The organism is Sphingobium sp. C100 (genome assembly GCF_000508185.1).
Classification (GTDB): Bacteria; Pseudomonadota; Alphaproteobacteria; order Sphingomonadales; family Sphingomonadaceae; genus Sphingobium.
On record NZ_AYOY01000156.1, the window covers coordinates 21,346 to 38,734 of the forward strand.

General features: G+C 64.9%; 16 protein-coding genes and 1 pseudogene. 11 read left to right on the forward strand and 6 right to left on the reverse strand.

Features of this window, described 5'->3' with window-relative positions:
* Positions 1-39: 39 nt before the first annotated feature.
* Entirely contained in the window at positions 40-927 is an 888-nt protein-coding gene (locus C100_RS38780) for an iron-containing redox enzyme family protein (protein WP_031309724.1), read from the reverse strand.
* 235 nt (positions 928-1,162) lie between these two features.
* Between C100_RS38780 and C100_RS0124865 the strand changes: the two genes are divergently transcribed.
* Positions 1,163-1,861, forward strand: coding sequence for a GNAT family N-acetyltransferase (locus C100_RS0124865; RefSeq protein ID WP_031309727.1), 699 nt, complete (start codon positions 1,163-1,165; stop codon positions 1,859-1,861).
* Between the two features lie 127 nt (positions 1,862-1,988).
* Here the strand turns inward: C100_RS0124865 and groL are convergent, their stop codons facing one another.
* Together groL and groES are read right to left on the reverse strand one after the other, a co-directional pair.
* A complete protein-coding gene (gene groL / locus C100_RS38785; RefSeq protein ID WP_024020490.1) occupies positions 1,989-3,632 on the reverse strand; it encodes a chaperonin GroEL in 1,644 nt (547 codons plus the stop codon).
* A gap of 102 nt (positions 3,633-3,734) precedes the next feature.
* Entirely contained in the window at positions 3,735-4,022 is a 288-nt protein-coding gene (gene groES, locus C100_RS38790) for a co-chaperone GroES (RefSeq protein ID WP_024020491.1), read from the reverse strand.
* A 370-nt stretch (positions 4,023-4,392) separates the two neighbouring features.
* Here groES and C100_RS38795 point away from each other — a divergent pair, with 370 nt between their 5' ends.
* Both C100_RS38795 and yghU read left to right on the forward strand, forming a co-directional pair.
* Positions 4,393-4,827 (forward strand): universal stress protein, encoded by a 435-nt coding sequence (locus tag C100_RS38795; protein WP_031309728.1) that lies wholly within the window; start codon positions 4,393-4,395, stop codon positions 4,825-4,827.
* Between the two features lie 84 nt (positions 4,828-4,911).
* Positions 4,912-5,784: a glutathione-dependent disulfide-bond oxidoreductase gene (yghU, locus tag C100_RS38800; RefSeq protein ID WP_024020494.1), complete on the forward strand. Its 873-nt coding sequence runs from the start codon at positions 4,912-4,914 to the stop codon at positions 5,782-5,784.
* A gap of 66 nt (positions 5,785-5,850) precedes the next feature.
* Here yghU and C100_RS38805 read toward each other — a convergent pair whose 3' ends face one another.
* Positions 5,851-6,462, reverse strand: coding sequence for an NAD(P)-dependent oxidoreductase (locus tag C100_RS38805; protein WP_024020495.1), 612 nt, complete (start codon positions 6,460-6,462; stop codon positions 5,851-5,853).
* Positions 6,463-6,569: 107 nt separating this feature from the next.
* On the opposite strand from C100_RS38805, the gene C100_RS38810 reads away from it, so the two are divergent.
* The 3 genes from C100_RS38810 (at position 6,570) to C100_RS38820 (ending at position 10,305) form a co-directional block, all read left to right on the forward strand.
* On the forward strand, positions 6,570-6,977 hold the full coding sequence (locus tag C100_RS38810) for a winged helix-turn-helix transcriptional regulator (protein ID WP_052028318.1): 408 nt from the start codon (positions 6,570-6,572) through the stop codon (positions 6,975-6,977).
* Between the two features lie 125 nt (positions 6,978-7,102).
* Entirely contained in the window at positions 7,103-8,410 is a 1,308-nt protein-coding gene (chrA, locus tag C100_RS38815) for a chromate efflux transporter (RefSeq protein WP_024020497.1), read from the forward strand.
* Positions 8,411-8,496: 86 nt separating this feature from the next.
* Positions 8,497-10,305 carry a DUF885 domain-containing protein gene (locus C100_RS38820; RefSeq protein ID WP_024020498.1) on the forward strand — a complete coding sequence of 603 codons (1,809 nt, stop codon included), beginning with the start codon at positions 8,497-8,499 and terminating at the stop codon, positions 10,303-10,305.
* Positions 10,306-10,360: 55 nt separating this feature from the next.
* On the opposite strand, the gene C100_RS38825 is transcribed toward C100_RS38820, so the two are convergent.
* Entirely contained in the window at positions 10,361-11,845 is a 1,485-nt protein-coding gene (locus tag C100_RS38825) for a replicative DNA helicase (RefSeq protein ID WP_024020499.1), read from the reverse strand.
* Positions 11,846-11,959: 114 nt separating this feature from the next.
* Here C100_RS38825 and C100_RS38830 point away from each other — a divergent pair, with 114 nt between their 5' ends.
* From C100_RS38830 to C100_RS38850, 5 genes are all read left to right on the forward strand, one after another.
* On the forward strand, positions 11,960-12,442 hold the full coding sequence (locus C100_RS38830; protein WP_031309730.1) for a UPF0262 family protein: 483 nt from the start codon (positions 11,960-11,962) through the stop codon (positions 12,440-12,442).
* A 28-nt stretch (positions 12,443-12,470) separates the two neighbouring features.
* A complete protein-coding gene (locus tag C100_RS38835; protein WP_024020501.1) occupies positions 12,471-13,139 on the forward strand; it encodes a GH25 family lysozyme in 669 nt (222 codons plus the stop codon).
* Positions 13,139-13,594: a cytidine deaminase gene (locus C100_RS38840; protein ID WP_031309731.1), complete on the forward strand. Its 456-nt coding sequence runs from the start codon at positions 13,139-13,141 to the stop codon at positions 13,592-13,594. Before C100_RS38835 ends, C100_RS38840 begins: the two co-directional genes overlap by 1 nt.
* A gap of 5 nt (positions 13,595-13,599) precedes the next feature.
* Positions 13,600-14,154: a dCTP deaminase gene (gene dcd / locus C100_RS38845; RefSeq protein ID WP_024020503.1), complete on the forward strand. Its 555-nt coding sequence runs from the start codon at positions 13,600-13,602 to the stop codon at positions 14,152-14,154.
* Between the two features lie 100 nt (positions 14,155-14,254).
* Positions 14,255-17,044 (forward strand): TonB-dependent receptor, encoded by a 2,790-nt coding sequence (locus C100_RS38850; RefSeq protein ID WP_031309733.1) that lies wholly within the window; start codon positions 14,255-14,257, stop codon positions 17,042-17,044.
* Positions 17,045-17,132: 88 nt separating this feature from the next.
* Here C100_RS38850 and C100_RS38855 read toward each other — a convergent pair.
* Positions 17,133-17,389, reverse strand: a pseudogene (locus C100_RS38855) (anti-sigma factor family protein); the annotation flags it as partial.

Consider the following 17,389-nt stretch of genomic DNA (forward strand, 5'->3'; position numbering starts at 1 on the left):
CTTCCACAACCAGAATGCGCCGAGCGTCAGACACGCGCGTCACTCCAGCCCGAAATGCGCCCGATAACGCTCGAAGCAGCGTGCGCCGCAATGCAGGCGGATCAGCGCACCTTCCGCCATCGCCGTCGCCCGTCGCGGGTCTTCCGCGACCAGCGGGCGGATGGCCTCCTCATTCCAATCGCGGCTGTGCTTGACGTCCAGGACTGCGTGAAGGTCGAAATAACGTCGTTCACTCCCCGACAGGCCGATCCGCCGCAGCGCCTTGGCCGTGTGCGCGGACCGGTCGGGCGCGGTCAGTTCGATCGCGCCCAATGCCCCGATGCTGTGCCAGGTGTAGCCGCGGGACGTCGCCATGGCAGTCATGGCATTGGCCAGCGCCAGACTTTCCCACACGGTATTTTCGATACGGGTGTCGAGGTCGAGAAGGTCCACCAGTTGCCCGAGCATCGGGCCATGCATAGCTTTCGCGTTGCCGCGCCCCATCTCGTCCCAGTAATTGCGGGCCAGTTCCAACTTCGCGCGCGCGGGCAGTTTCACCTGGGTCATCGCCACCAGGTCGTCGAACCCAGCCTCGCCCGCAGCCTCCTGCGACAGGAACCACCGAATATGATCCATCTGCGCGGTTTCGGCCAACCAGGGGAAAAGGCGGTCATGCTGCCCTGGGCCAGTCGCTTTGAGCCGTTCGAACCATTTCACGAAGCCATCGGCATCCGTCGGCACATTGGCCGCCTCGTCCCGAACATCGGCGCGCAACTCTTCGATAAACCCATATTCCAGGCGCAGCATCCGCTGATCATCATTGAACCGCTCGCGCGTCATATGTTCGGGGAAGGCGGGAGCCAGGCGCGTTCTGTTCCAGCGACTAAGCTGTTGTTGAAAAGCATCTTGCAGAAATTGCGATTCATGGTGTTCAAGTCGGGTCGCCACGGTGAAGCCTTCCTTTGAGGTACAGACATAATCCGGGAGACGATGAGGTGTTCCTGAAAATCGGACTAAACTATATCAACTCCGGGTGAGGACTTGCCCTCTTGAAGACGCTTCATCGGTAGCATTCACTAGGATGCCCGGCTACCGATCCGCCGTCATGAACCACGAAGCAGACCCGCCGCCCACGCCCATCGGTTGACGATACGTCGGCGATCCGCAATGGCTTTTGGTCAACATGCTGGCCCGGAGGCGTCCCATCCATCCGCTTGATCATCCCATCTGGAACAGCCTGCATTCGGGCTGGTCGGCGCTGGCTGAAGGGGGAGAGCATGCGCTGCGGCTGGAACAGCGCCACGGTCCCTTCGCCGCGACCGCCACGGCCGATCCCGAAGCCATGGCCGCTCTGCTGCCACTGATCCCGCACGATGGCGAATTGTGGCTGCTGGGGCAGGATGCCAGGGCCATTTTGCCTGCCGGCGCCAGGCTGGCGCGCACCGCGACGCTCGCGCAGATGATGGCGACGCGCCCGGCGCCGGCCGATCCGGGCGCGGTGGACTGGGTCGTGCTGGGGGAAGCGGATGCAGCGGAAATGCTGGACCTCGCCCTGCTGACAAAACCGGGGCCATTCCGCCCCCTCACCCACAGGCTGGGTCGTTTCATTGGCGTGCGTGAGGATGGCAGGCTGATCGCCATGGCAGGGGAACGGATGCGGATGCCGGGCTTTGCCGAGGTGAGTGGCGTTTGCACGCATCCCGACTGGCGTGGCCGGCGCCTTGCCGGCCATCTGATGCGGATCGTGATGCAAGCGATAGTAGAGCGGGGCGACACGCCGTTTCTCCATGCCTATGCCGAACATGACAGGACGATCGCGCTCTACCGCACGCTGGGATTTGAGGTGCGCGCGGCGCTGCCGATGGCGGTCGTGACGCGCTGAAGCGAGGGTCGCGACAAAAAGGCCGGCGCATCGCTGCGCCGGCCTCTTCATTCCGATGTGGAAGGCTGGACCTGCTGGAGGTCGCGACCAACAGCGGGCCAGACGAACCCGGCCCGCTATGATCGCTTTAGAAGTCCATGCCGCCCATGCCGCCCATGCCGCCCGGCATCGCGGGAGCAGCGGACTTGTCTTCCGGCAGCTCGGCGATGGTGGCTTCGGTCGTGATCAGCAGACCGGCAACCGAAGCGGCGTTCTGGAGCGCGGTGCGCACGACCTTGGTCGGGTCGATGACGCCGGCGGCAACCAGGTTTTCATAGGTGTCGGTGGCCGCGTTGAAGCCGAACGACGTGTCGTCCTGATCCAGCAGCTTGCCCGAAACGACGGCGCCGTCCTGGCCCGCATTGCTGGCGATCTGGCGCACCAGAGCGGTCAGCGACTTGCGAACGATGTCGATGCCGCGGGTCTGGTCGTCATTGGCGCCGGTCAGGCCGTCGATCGCCTTGGTCGCGTAGAGCAGCGCCGTGCCGCCACCAGGAACGATGCCTTCTTCAACGGCCGCACGGGTGGCGTGCAGCGCGTCGTCGACGCGATCCTTGCGCTCCTTGACTTCGATCTCGGTCGCACCGCCAACCTTGATGACGGCAACGCCGCCGGCCAGCTTGGCGAGACGCTCCTGGAGCTTCTCACGATCATAGTCGCTGGTGGTGACTTCGATCTGCGCACGGATCTGCTCGGTGCGGGCCTTGATCGAGTCATGTTCACCGGCGCCATCGACGATGGTGGTGTTGTCCTTGTCGATGGTGACGCGCTTGGCGGTGCCGAGCATACCGAGCGTGACATTCTCAAGCTTGATGCCGAGGTCTTCCGAGATCACTTCGCCCTTGGTCAGGACGGCGATGTCTTCCAGCATGGCCTTGCGGCGATCGCCGAAGCCAGGCGCCTTGACCGCAGCGACCTTCAGGCCGCCACGCAGCTTGTTGACGACCAGGGTCGCCAGCGCTTCGCCTTCGATGTCCTCGGCGATGATCAGCAGGGGACGACCCGACTGCACCACGGCTTCCAAGATCGGCAGGATCGACTGAAGGTTGGACAGCTTCTTTTCGTGGATCAGGATGTACGGATCAGCCAGCTCGACGGCCATCTTTTCCGGGTTGGTCACGAAATAGGGCGACAGGTAGCCGCGGTCGAACTGCATACCTTCGACGACGTCCAGTTCGAAGTCGAGACCCTTGGCCTCTTCGACGGTGATGACGCCTTCCTTGCCGACCTTTTCCATGGCTTCGGCGATCTTTTCGCCGACTTCACGATCGCCATTGGCCGAGATGATGCCGACCTGGGCGACTTCCGACGAACCCGAAACCGGCTTCGAACGTGCCTGGATGTCCTCGACGACCTTGGTCACAGCGAGGTCGATGCCACGCTTCAAGTCCATCGGGTTCATGCCGGCGGCAACCGACTTCATGCCTTCACGCACGATCGCCTGGGCCAGCACGGTGGCGGTGGTGGTGCCGTCACCGGCGATGTCGTTGGTCTTCGAAGCGACTTCGCGGACCATCTGGGCGCCCATATTCTCGAACTTGTCCTTCAGTTCGATTTCCTTGGCGACGGTGACGCCGTCCTTGGTGATGCGGGGCGCACCGAAGCTCTTGTCGATGACGACATTGCGGCCCTTGGGGCCAAGGGTCACCTTGACCGCGTCGGCCAGGATGTCGACGCCACGCAGGATGCGCTCACGCGCCTCACGCGAAAACTTTACGTCCTTCGCTGCCATGATCTTTCACCTCTTCATGAGAAATTGCAAATTTTGCGAAGTTCACACCGTCACAGGGCATGAATTTCCGCCGAAAACAGAAAAGCCTATCGGGTCCGCAGCTTAGCCGACGACGCCCAGAATATCGCTTTCCTTCATGATCAGCAGGTCTTCGCCATCGACCTTGACCTCGGTGCCCGACCATTTGCCGAACAGCACGCGGTCGCCCGCCTTGACGTCGAGCGGGGTCACCTTGCCGTCTTCGGCCTTCGAGCCGGTGCCGACGGAGACGATTTCGCCTTCCTGCGGCTTTTCCTGCGCGGTGTCGGGGATGATGATGCCGCCGGCGGTCTTCGCTTCCGCTTCGATGCGGCGGACGAGAACACGGTCGTGCAACGGACGAAATGCCATGTTATGTGCCTTTCCCTAGCTTCTTGGGATGGGTGCGGCGGATAGAGCCGAGGATGCCCTCATGCTGCCCTGCCCGCCTGTCCGTCTCCCGATGAACTTGTGTGTGTTAGCACTCCTTCATCAAGAGTGCTAGCGCCGCGAATATGGCTTGTGCGAAGAAGCCGTCAAGGGGGCCGACGACAAATTTTCATGGGCGCAGGTGCGCATTGACAGCGCCGCGCCTGATCGCGCGCGCATCGGCGGCGGCCCTAGGGGCATTTACCGATTGTTTCCCGATCCCCTCATTTGGTTTCCTGCCGCCCTGCCCCTTTCATCATCAAGGCCGCGGGCCGATGATGAAAGTCCCTGAAAGCAAAAGAGAGGAATGGTCATGCGCTTTGCCAATATCGTGATCGCCGTGGACGTGAATGACGCGGAAAATGGTCGGGCCGCCCTGGCGCGCGGGGCCGCCATCGCCGGCGCGGAAGGGCAGATCCATCTTCTCTATGTCCGTTATTATCTGCCGACTCGCTATTCCCAACTGATCGCCGAAAATTTCGACCTCACCGAAAAGGAGGAAGCGCTCAGGACGATGCACCAATGGTGCGCGGATCTGGGCCTTGATCCCAGGGACATCAATATCGAAACCCGGCGCGGCCGCGTGCGCGACGAAGTGATCGCCGCGACGGAGAGACACGCCGCCGACCTCATCGTCATCGGTTCGCATCAGCCTTCCATGACATCCAAGCTGCTGGGCTCCAACGCGTCGACCATCGTCCAGCAATCGCCGGTCAGCGTACTGGTCGTACGCGCGGGCAAGCGATAGGCGCGCTCCTGCGGGCGGGGCGTTGCGGCCGGCGTTGCGGCTTCCTACCTTCCGGCCACACCCGTCCGCCTGGAGACCAGCCACATGACCGATACCCCCTATATCCCGCCCCGCGTCTGGACCTGGGACAAGGCCAATGGCGGCCAGTTCGCCAATATCAACCGGCCGATCGCCGGGCCGACCCATGACAAGGCGCTGCCGGTGGGCAAGCATCCGCTCCAGCTCTATTCGCTCGCCACGCCCAATGGGCAGAAAGTGACAATCATGCTGGAGGAGTTGCTGGAGGCGGGCGTCAGCGCCGCCGAATATGACGCCTGGCTGATCCGCATCGGCGATGGCGACCAGTTTTCCAGCGGCTTCGTTGCGGTCAATCCCAACAGCAAGATTCCCGCGCTGATGGACCATAGCGTCTCCCCGCCCCAGCGCGTCTTCGAATCCGGCGCGATCCTGCTCTATCTGGCGGAAAAATTCGGCAAATTCCTGCCTGCCGATCCGGCCGCGCGCACTGCGGCCATGAGCTGGCTGTTCTGGCAGATGGGCAGCGCGCCGCTGCTGGGCGGCGGCTTCGGTCATTTCTATGCCTATGCGCCGGAAAAATACGAATATCCGATCAACCGCTATGCCATGGAAGTGAAGCGTCAATTCGACGTGCTCGACCGCCATCTGGCGGACAATGCCTATATGGCGGGCGACAGCTATTCGATCGCCGACATCGCCATCTGGCCCTGGTATGGCGGGGTGGCGCTGAACCGCGCCTATGAAGCGGCCGAGTTCCTGGACACGCAAAGCTATAAACACGTCCTGCGCTGGGCCGAGCAAATCGACGCGCGCCCGGCGGTGACGCGCGGGCGCATGGTCAACAAAGCGTCGGGACCGCTGGAAGAACAATTGCACGAGCGCCACGACGCGGGCGATTTCGCGACGAAGACGCAGGACAAGCTGGAGGGGGCGGCCTGACGGCGCGCCCTGCGGAAATATCCGGTCGTTTCCAGCATCGACACGCTGGCAACGACCGGACGCCCGTCAGTAACCCACCGTAAATCTGGCCCGGCTGTGCTGCGGCGTTTCCATCTCATCGACCAGCGCGATGGCATAGTCCGCGTAGGAAATGCTGCTGTCGCCCTGAGCGTCGATCAGCAATTCGTCCTTGCCGAGACGGAAGCTGCCCTTGCGATCGCCCTCGAAGAAATTGGCCGATGGCGAGAGGAAGGTCCAGTCAATGTCCGCGACGCCCCGCAGATAGTCGAGAAAGGCGGCGCCCCTGCTCGCTTCGGCTTTATAGGCGTCGGGGAAGTCCGGCGTGGCGACAAGGGCGACGCCGGGCGCGACCTCCAGGCTGCCGGCACCGCCAACCACCAGATAGCGCGCAACGCCCGAGTCCCGGACCACGCCAACCAGCGAAGCCGGGTCGGTGTCGGAGAACATGACCGCGCTGACCACCACGTCATGCCCGCGGATCGCGGCGGTCAGTGCGTCGGCTTCCCTGACGTCACCGGCGACCGCAGTGACGCCGTCGGCCGCGACGGCATTTTCGGGGTGGCGCGAAATTGCCGTAACCTGATGCCCGCGTCGCACCAGTTCGGCGCTGATGGCCTTGCCCGCGCGGCCGGTGCCGCCGATGATCGCTACCTTCATGACCGTTTTTCCTGTTGGTTACTGATGGAAACCAGATAGCGATTAGGATATCATGCTCACTAGAAGGCACTTTGCCTTCATCTGGTTACGTCGAGGATACCGCCCCCATGACCATTTCTCCGTCCCCAGCCCCGCCCCAGCCCATTCGCATGGGCGACGCCTATGATCCCGATTGCCCGACCCGGCAGGTGCTGGACCGGATCGGCGACAAATGGGCGGTGCTGGTATTGCTGACGCTGACGGACGGGCCGGTGCGGTTCAACGACCTGCGGCGGCGGATCGGCGCCATTTCGCAGAAGATGCTGTCGCAGACGCTCAAGAGCCTGGAGCGCGACGGGCTGGTCAGCCGCGCCGCCTTCGCCACCGTGCCGGTGACGGTCGAATATGCCCTGACGCCGCTGGCCGGCGGCCTGATCGGCATATTGGACCAGATCGCCCGCTGGGCCGAACATCATGTCGGCGACATCATGGCGTCGCGGCGCGCGCATGACGGGAACGCGCCCCTCCCCGCCTGAAGAGGCTTGATCGCACGGCCCAGCCATCGCATGATGGCGCAACGGGGCAAGGCAATCCCCCGTTCAGGCGTTCCCCGCCCAAGCATTGCGGCTTCATCGGGCTTCACGGCCCCAGGGGAACGTCCATGTCGCATCCAGGTTTTTCGGAATTGGTCCGCCTCTTCGGCAGGATCGGCCTGCTCAGCTTCGGCGGGCCGGCCGGGCAGATCGCGCTGATGCATCGCGAACTGGTGGAGGAACGGCGCTGGATCGAGGAAGGCGCCTTTTTGCGGGCGCTCAATGTCTGCCACCTTCTGCCCGGACCGGAGGCGCAGCAATTGGCGACCTGGATCGGGTGGCGATTGCATGGAACGAAGGGGGGCCTTGCCGCGGGGCTGCTGTTCGTCCTGCCCGGCGCGGCGGTGATGCTGGGCCTGTCGATCCTGTATGCCTATGCCGCCGACCTGCGGCCCGTGGCGGCGCTGTTCATGGGGATCAAGGCGGCGGTGCTGGCAATCGTGACCCAGGCGCTGATCCGCATCGGCCGGCGCGCGCTCGACACCGGGTTCAAGCAGGGGCTGGCGGTTGCCGCCTTCCTCGCTCTCTTCCTCTTCGCCCTGCCCTTCCCCCTCGTCGTGCTGGGCGCGGGCGCGCTCGGCTTCGTGCTGGCGCGGTGGCGTCCCGAATGGCTCAAGGTTCATGGCGCGGCGCCCGGCGCAGCGCCTGACGGGCCGCCGCCATGGACGCGGACGGCGCGGACGATCCTGCTCTGGCTGCTGGTCTGGGCCGCGCCCATGGCCATCATCCTGCTCCTGCTCGGGCCGGATCATATTCTCTGGAGGATCGGCGCCTTTTTCTCGCAACTGGCGGTCGTCACCTTTGGCGGCGCCTATGCGGTGCTGGCCTATATGGCGCAGGAGGCCGTGCAGTCGATGCACTGGCTGTCGGCGGGCGAGATGACCGACGGGCTGGGACTGGCCGAAACCACGCCGGGGCCGCTGATCCTGGTGACGCAGTTCGTCGGCTTCCTGGGCGCATTCCGCGCGCCCGCGCCCTTTTCACCGCTGTTCGCCGGGGTGCTGGGCGCGTTGGTCACGCTGTGGGTCACTTTTGCGCCCTGCTTCCTCTGGATTTTCGCCATGGCGCCCTGGATGGAGCGGCTGGACCATGCGCCCCGCCTGCAAGGTGCGCTCGCCGCGTTGACCGCCGCGATCGTCGGCGTGATCGCCAACCTGACGCTCTGGTTCGCGCTGCATGTCCTCTTCACCCGGATCGAGCGGGTGGACGCGGTAGGCCTGACCCTGTCGCTGCCGGACCCTGTGAGCTTCGATTGGCGGATAGCGCTGATCGCGATCGGCGCGGCGGCGATGATCTTCCGGCTGAAACAGGGGGTGATGTCCACCCTCGCCGCTGCGGCGCTGGCCGGGCTCGCGCTGGGCTATGCGGGCGGATAGCGACGAGGGGACATTATAGCGGGGACTGGACGGCGGGCGGCGGCAGGCTAAGACAAGGGCTTGAAAACAAGCAGGGAGTCGTTGCCATGGACCGCCGCCAGTTTCTGACCACCACCGGGGCCGTCGCGCTCGCCACCGCCGCGCCGCGCGCGCTGGCGCAGATCAGCGGCAATGACGATGCCCGCCTGTCGGCCGCCTTCGCCGCTATCTTCGAGCGCGCGCTGGACCTTTCGCCGATGTTCGTGACCAGCCTGGGCCTGGACAAGGGCGCGCGCGCCGGGGCGAAGAGCCAGCTCGACGACAACAGCAAGTCGGGCATGATGAAGCAACTGGCCGCGACCCAGGCCGCGATCAAGGAACTGGAGGGGTTCGAGGGCGCCAAACTGTCCGATGCGCAGCGGCTGAACCTGGACGTCATCCTCTACGCGCTGGGGCAGCAGACGGTCGCGCCCGCGCGCTTCGGCCTCAACAGCGTGCAGCGTCCCTATCGCATCTTCCAGCAGGGCGGCAGCTATTTCCGCACGCCCGATTTCCTCAACACCGCGCACACCATCAACAACAGCGCCGATTGCGAAGCCTATGTCGCCCGGCTGGACGCCTTTGCCGACAATCTGCGGACCGACACCGCGCTTCAGCGGGACGAGGCGGCGCGCGGCTATCTGGCGCCCGGCTGGTCGCTGGAACTCACTCTTGGCCAGTTGAAGGCGCTGCGCAGCCAGAAGGCGGCCGACAGCTCGATGGTCCAGTCGCTGGTGAAGCGCGCCGCGGCCAAGGGCATAACGGGCGACTGGCAGGGCCAGGCGAGCGCGCTGGTGGAAAAGGCGATCTATCCCGCGCTGGACGAACAGATCGCGGCGATCGAAGCGCTCAGGGGCAAGACGGCGGCGGGCGACGGCGTGTGGCGCACGCCGCGCGGCGACGAAATCTACGCCGCCGCGCTGAAACAGGCCACGACGACCGACCTGTCCGCCGATCAGATCCACGCCATGGGGCTGGAGCAGGTCGCCGACATCAGCGCGCAGTTGGAGAGCATCCTGAAGGGCGCCGGCTACACCAGCGGCACGGTCGGCGAGCGGCTGGCGAAGCTGAATGTCGAACCGTCGCAGCTTTATGCCGACAGCCCCGAAGGGCGCGCCGCGCTGATCACCCAACTCAACCGCGACGTCGATGCGATGAAGGCGAAGCTGCCCCAGGCCTTCGCCACCATTCCCGACACGAAGCTGGAAATTCGCGCCGTGCCGGTGGAGATTCAGGACGGCGCATCCAACGGCTATTATAACCGCGCCGCGCTCGACGGATCGCGCCCGGCCATCTATTTCATCAACCTGAAGGATGTGGGCGACTGGCCCAAATATGGACTGGGCGCGCTCACCTATCATGAAGGCGTGCCGGGGCATCATCTCCAGATTTCGACCGCGCAGACGGCGGGCGACATTCCGATGCTGCGCAAGACCGCCTTCATGAGCGCCTATAGCGAAGGCTGGGCGCTGTATGCCGAGCAGTTGGCCGATGAGCTGGGCGGCTATGCGACGCCGCTGGACCGGGCGGGCTATCTCCAGTCCTTCCTGTTCCGCGCCGCGCGGCTGGTGGTGGATACCGGCCTCCATGCCAAGCAATGGACCCGCGAACAGGCGACCGACTATATGGTCGAAAAGACCGGCTTTGCCCGCCCCCGTTGCCAGCGGGAGGTCGAGCGTTACTGCACCCAGCCGGGGCAGGCGACCAGCTACAAGGTGGGCCATGGCGTGTGGACCAAGGCGCGCGCGGCGGCGCAGGCGGATCTGGGCGACGCCTTTGATCTCAAGCAGTTCCACGCCGTCCTTGAGGAAGGCGCGATGCCGTTGTCGATGCTGGAACAGCGCGTGGCGGCGCGGGCGAAGGCGGCAAAGGCCTGACCCATTTTGACCATCATCCCCGCGCGGGCGGGGATGATGGTGGATTCAGGTGGGATTATTCGTAATCCAGATCCTGATAGCTGTCGTCCGCGACGTCGGAGAAGCGCGTGATCTTCGCGTCGAACTTCATGCGGATGCGGCCGGTGGAGCCGTGGCGCTGCTTGGCGACGATCACTTCGGCCAGGCCGTAGATGCGCTCCATATTTTCCTTCCAGGTGGCGTAGGCGGCCTCGTCGTCGGGCTTGGGCTCCTTGGCGGCTTCGTAATAATCCTCGCGGAACACGAACCAGACCATGTCCGCATCCTGCTCGATCGAGCCTGATTCGCGCAGGTCGGACAGTTGGGGACGCTTGTCCTCACGCTGTTCGACCGCACGGCTGAGCTGCGACAAGGCGAGCACCGGGACATGAAGTTCCTTCGCCAAGGTCTTGAGGCCACGGGAGATTTCGGAGATCTCATTGACGCGATTGCCATCGCCCCGGCCCGTGCCCTGAAGCAACTGGAGATAATCGACGACGATGAAGCCGATGTCGTGCCGGCGCTTGAGGCGGCGCGCGCGGGTTCGCAGCGCCGCGATGGTGAGGCCCGGCGTATCGTCGATGAACAGCGGCAGATCCTGCAATTCCCGCGCCGCGCGCGACAGGTTCTGGAAGTCGGCCCGGCTGATCTTGCCCATGCGCAGCGCTTCGCCGCTGATGCCCGATTGTTCGGCGAGAACGCGGGTGGCAAGCTGGTCGGCGGACATTTCCAGGCTGAAGAAAGCGGTCTTGGCGCCCATATTCTTGTCCGGCGTGATCCCGTCGGCATTGTCGCGCACCCAGCGCGACGCGGCATTATAGGCGATGTTGGTGGCCAGCGACGTCTTGCCCATGCCCGGACGGCCGGCCAGGATCATCAAGTCCGAATTGTGCAAACCACCGATCTTGGCATTGAGGCTGTTGATGCCGGTGGTGATCCCCGACACATGGCCGCCGCTGTTGAGCGCGCGCTCCGCCACCTGCACCGCCGCGGTGGAGGCCATGAGGAAGCTCTTGACCGAACCACCCTCGCCCTCGCCCTCCGACACCTTGTAAAGCGCGACTTCGGCCGCCTCTATCTGTTCGCGCGGATTGACGTCCTCGCTGGTGTCGAGCGCATTTTCAACCAGTTCGCGCCCGACGCTGACAAGCTGCCGCAACAGGGCGAGGTCGTAGATCTGGCTGGCGAAATCGCGCGCGCCGATCAGCGCCGCGCCGCTGCCGGTCAATTGCGCCAGATAGGCCGGGCCGCCCAGTTCCTTGAGCGCCGGGTCCTGCTCCAGCATCGGCTTCAACGTCACCGGATTGGCGACCATGTCCTTGTCGAGCAGGCGCATGATCGCGTCATAGATGCGGCCGTGCAGCGGCTCGAAAAAATGTTCGGCCTTCAACCGAAGCTGCACATCCTCGGCAATGCGGTTGTCGATCATGATGGCGCCCAGCAGCGCGGCTTCGGCTTCGACGTTGCGCGGCAATTCGGTGCCGCCGCTCTCGGCGGCGTTGATTTTCAGCAGTTCGACCATGCGCCCTCTTTCCTCTCCCGGCCCGGTCCGCGCAAGGGGCCATGCGGAAACCATCTGTGGATAAGTCCCGCTTGCATTTGGACGCGCGCCGCCGCACTGACTATGCGCTTCACCATGGCCGATCCGCGCATCATAGACATCAAACTCGACGAGCGCACGATCCTGTGGCGCAACGCCGACGTGGAGCAGGAACGGCGCATCGCGATCTTCGACCTGCTGGAGGATAATCATTTCGCGCCCCAGCGCGTACACCCCGACGGCTATGCCGGCCCCTACAAGGTCGTGCTGCGGGTCGAGGACGGGCGGCTGGTGATCGAAATCAATCGTCAGGATGACAGCGCGCTGGAGGCGATCATCCTGGGCCTGGGCCGGTTCCGCCGCCCGATCCGCGAATATTTCGCGATCTGCGACAGCTATTATCAGGCGATCAGCAATGCATCGCCCCAGCAGATCGAAACGGTCGACATGGCCCGCCGCGCCATCCACAATGATGCGGCGGAACAGTTGATCGAGCGGCTGGACGGGAAGATCGCGGTCGATTTCGACACGGCGCGCCGGCTCTTCACGCTCATCTGCGTGCTGCATATCAAGGGGTAATGGTATCAGGGGTTTGACTTTCGGGGGGATGCTGGTCCGGGTCGGGGCGGGACTGGCGCTGGTCGGGGTGCTGGCGTTGGCGCTGTGGCTCTATGCGCGCGCCTGGGCGCCCGATCGCGACCGCTATCCAGTGCAGGGCGTCACCATCAGCGCCGATGAGGGCGTTGTCGACTGGGGCACGCTGGCGGCGCAGGGCGCCGATTTCGCCTATATCCGCGCGGTCGGGCCGTCGGGTGCGCGCGACCCCGCCTTCGCCACCAACTGGCGCAGGGCGCGCGCGGCGGGAATGCGCTATGGCGCGATGATCCTGTTCAGCGCCTGCCGCAGCCCGATCGACCAGGCGACCGGGTTCATGACCACGGTCCCGCGCGACAATGCCGCCCTGCCCCCGGTCATCCGCCTGGCGTTCGCCCCCACCTGCACGAAGCGGCCGGGCCGCGACCTGCTGCTGTCGAACCTCAACACGCTCATCAACCTGGTCGAGGGGCAGGCGGGCAAGCCCGCGCTGCTCAACGTGACGGAGGATTTCGACAAGGCGTATGACATCGGGTCCGGCATCAACCGCACCTTGTGGCTGGACGGCAATTTCTTCCCGCCTGATTACGCCACCCGCCCCTGGGTGATGTGGACAGCCACCGACATGCGGCATATCGACGGCGTCGATGGTCCGGTCCGATGGAATGTGGTGACGCCCTGATGGCAGAAGAAGATCTCCAGCACCTGATAGCCGCTGCGCGCGCCGCGATGGCCAACGCCCATGCGCCCTATAGCCGCTTCGCGGTCGGCGCGGCGGTGCGCCTGACCGATGGCAGCATCGTTGCCGGCTGCAATTTCGAAAATGCGAGCTATGGCCTGTCGCTGTGCGCCGAAACGGTGGCGCTGGCGAACGTCAATGCGCAGGGTCGTCTGGCCGATGTAGCGGCCATCGCCGTGGTCGGCGGCGCCATGGACGGTGCGCAGGAAGCGCTCGTCACCCCTTGCGGCCGCTGCCGCCAGATCATGAACGAGGCCGAGCAGATGGCCGGCCGCACCCTCGCCATCTATTGCGCCACCCCCAGCGGCGACCGCATCCTCGACCTCAAGGTCGCAGACCTCCTTCCCCATGCCTTTGGTCCGGCGGATCTGGGCATCGGTCCCACGAACAAGAGCTGACAGACATGGCCATATTTTCCGACAAATGGATTCGCGAACAGGCGCTGAGCACGGGCATGATCGAGCCGTTCGTGGAGAGCCAGCGGCGCGAAGGCTGCATCAGCTACGGCCTGTCCTCCTATGGCTATGACGCGCGGGTCGCCGACGATTTCAAGATCTTCACCAATGTCGACAGCACGATCGTCGATCCCAAGGATTTCGATCCCAAGAATTTCGTCGATCGCAAGACCGACTGCTGCATCATCCCGCCCAACAGTTTCGCCCTTGCCCGCACGGTCGAATATTTCCGCGTGCCGCGCGACGTGCTGGTCATCTGCCTGGGCAAATCCACCTATGCGCGCTGCGGCATCATCGTCAATGTGACGCCGCTGGAGCCGGGCTGGGAAGGGCATGTGACGCTGGAATTTTCCAACACCACGCCGCTGCCCGCGAAAATCTACGCCAATGAAGGCGCCTGCCAGTTCCTCTTCCTTCAGGGCAATGAGCCGTGCGAGGTCAGCTATGCCGACCGTGCCGGCAAATATATGGGGCAGCAGGGGGTAACGCTCCCCCGCCTCTGACCCGCGGTGAGCGCATGGGGCGCGCATGGCGGATTGCTGATATTCCTTCGTTTTCCTGATCGAGGCAGCTTTGAAAAGCCGTCGATCGGGGGACATCATCATGCGTCATCGCCACGTCATGGCGGCCATCGCGCTCGCCCTGTGCCTGGTCTCGCCCAGCCTTTTGCGCGCCGCCGCCCCGGTCGATGCAGCGCTGACCCAGCGGCATAAATTCGCCATCCATGTCCAGCCGCTCAGCAGCGCCCTGCGGCAATTGTCGGCGCAATCGGGCGTGCGCATCCTCTTTCCCTATGACGAGGTCGCCGCGATCCGCAGCCGCCGGGTCGAAGGATGGCTCTCCACAGCCGAGGCGCTGGATCGCCTGCTCGCCGGCACGAACCTCAAAGTGGCGCAGGCCGGCGCCGGGGTCATCGCCCTGGCCGCGCCCACCAGTCGCAGCGTGGTGCGGCACAGCCCGCTGTCCTTTCAACTCGCGCAGGCCAGCGACGGCGCCGCGCCGGCCGGTCTGACGCGGGGGCCAGACCCGATCGAGCAATCCACCCCGATCATCGTCACCGGCACGCGCCAGACCACCCGCACCGTCGCCGACAGCATGGCGCCGATCGACGTGCTGGACGCGCAGGATCTGGAGGCAAGCGGCAAGCAGTCGGTCCGCGACCTGCTCGGCACGCTGGTCCCGTCCATCAACGTGTCGAACAGCGGCGCGGGCGCCAGTTTCGCGATCAAGACGCTGTCGCTGCGCGGCCTGGCGGGCGACCAGTTGCTGGTGCTGGTGAACGGCAAGCGGCGCCATAATACAGCAACCCTCTTCATCAACGGCACGACCCAGAACGGCCAGTCGCCGCCGGACCTGGACCTGATCCCGGCCAATATGATCGACCGGATCGAACTGCTGCGCGACGGCGCTTCGGCCCAATATGGGTCCGATGCGATCGCCGGCGTCGTCAATATCATCCTGAAAAGCGACACCCATGGCGGCGCGTCGATCTTGGGCGGCGGCACGGCGGACGGGGGCGGCGAACAGGGCCGGTTTCAGGTCGATAACGGCTTTGCCATCGGCCAGGGCATGATCCATGTCGCCGCCGACGCCTCTCTTCAGGGGCGCACGATCCGCGGCGGGCCGATCACCTCCAGCCTCTATTTCGCGGCCGACCCGCGCGAAGCGACCGCCGACCGGATGCGCAACAAGCCCGGCCAGCCCCAGGTAGATGGCGTCAACCTAGCCTATAACGCCATGATGCCGGTGGGCGCGGCGGTCGAGCTTTACAGCAACGGCACCTGGTCGCGCCGCCATGCCGACGCCTTCCTGACCTACCGCACGCCCAACAGCGTCCTGAACATCACCGACATCTTCCCCGAAGGCTATATCCCCCATTTCCACATCTACGACCGCGATACCCAACTGACCGCGGGCGCGCGGGGCGACGGACCGGCGGGATGGCATGTCGACCTCAGTTCCTCCTGGTCGCGAAACAGCAGCCGATATGCGGAAAATTCGCTCAACGTCTCGCTTGGCCCGGCCAGTCCGACGCGCTTCTACATCGGCACCGTCCGGGCGAGCGAATGGACCAGCAATCTCGACCTGCAACGCGATGTGGCGCTGGGCCTGGCCGCGCCGCTGTCCATCGCGCTGGGCGCCGAATATCGGGAAAATAGCTACAGGATCATGGCGGGCGATCCCGCCTCCTACAGCGACGGGGGCTATCGCGCGCCGGCCGGGCAGGTTTTTGCAGGCGTCACCCGCACACCCGGCGCGCAGGGCGTGACCGGCTTCGCGCCCGATGCCGCGGGCCACTATAAGCGCCGCGCCTGGTCAGCCTATCTCAACCTGGAACAGACGATCGTCGACGGTTTCGAAATCGCGCTGGCCGGCCGGCACGAGGATTATTCCGATTTCGGCACCACCAACACCTGGAAGGCATCGGCCCGGATCGAGCCGATCCGGGGAATCGCCCTTCGCGGCACCGCCAGCACCGGCTTTCGCGCGCCCACGCTCCAACAGCAATATTATGCATCCTCCAGCACCATCGCCGTGCTTTTCCCCGGCGAAACCACCACCCGGCTTGCCCCGGTGCGGGCGTTGCAGGTCGGCGATCCGGTCGCCGTCGCCTGGGGCGCTCAGCCGCTGAAGCCGGAGAGATCCACCAATGTCTCCGCCGGCATCGTCCTTTCGCCAGCGCCGCGTTTCAGCATCACGGTGGACGCCTATCAGATCCGGATCAAGGACCGCATCCTGCTGAGCGGCGTATTGACCGGCGGCGCCAACGGGCTGGGCGATCTGTTGATAAATGCCGGCCTCGCCCCCGATCAGAGCGGCTTCTATTTCTCCAACGCGGCGAGCACCCGCACGCGCGGCCTGGACATCGTCAGCCTCTATCGCGCGGCGCTGGGAGAGTTCGGCAGCGCGGTCTTCACCCTGTCGGGCAATTTCAACCGAACCATCTTCACCCGGCTGGACGTGCCGGATGTGCTGGCCGACATCGGCGTCAGCCTGATCGACCGGGCGCGTCAGGGCGACTTCACCAGCGGGACGCCGCGCAGCAAGTTCATCGGCAACGTCAACTGGACGCTCGGCGCCTTCACCATGAACCTGCGCGCGACGCGCTATGGCGACGTGACGCAAAGGGCCGCGCGCACCGTGACGGTGGACGGCAACAGCTATTATCCCGACGAAACCATAGCGCCCAAGGTGATTTTCGACCTGGAACTGGGCTATGCCCTGGCGCGGGGCGTGAAGATTGCGGCCGGGGCGAATAATCTGTTCAACATCTATCCGACGAAGCTGAGCGCGGTGAACCAGGGGACGTCCGGCTTCGCCCTCTACAACGCCTATTCGCCCTACGGCATCAGCGGCGGCTTCTATTATGGCAAGCTGTCGCTGAGCTTCTAGCGTCGGACGACTTCAACCGGGATCATGATTGCGAGCGCTCGCAATGATCTCGCAATGACGAAGTGCATCAATCCCAGGTCGTCCGCCTCTAGCGCCAGCCTGCCGCGCGCGCGCTTTCCTCGCCGGCGGCATCCAGCGGCGCGCCGTCGATCAGCGCCTCGACCGTAGCCATCACCCGCACATCGCTGGAGGACGCCTGCCGATAGGCCGGCGTGGCCCCCGCGCCCGGCAGCGCCTGCTGCACCTGCCAGCCCGCCCCCTCGCGGCAGGCGACGCCCGCCACCTGCCCGTCGAAGCTGCGGCACCAGCCGCCACCCTTGCGCCGGAAGCTGAGGCCGCTGCGGA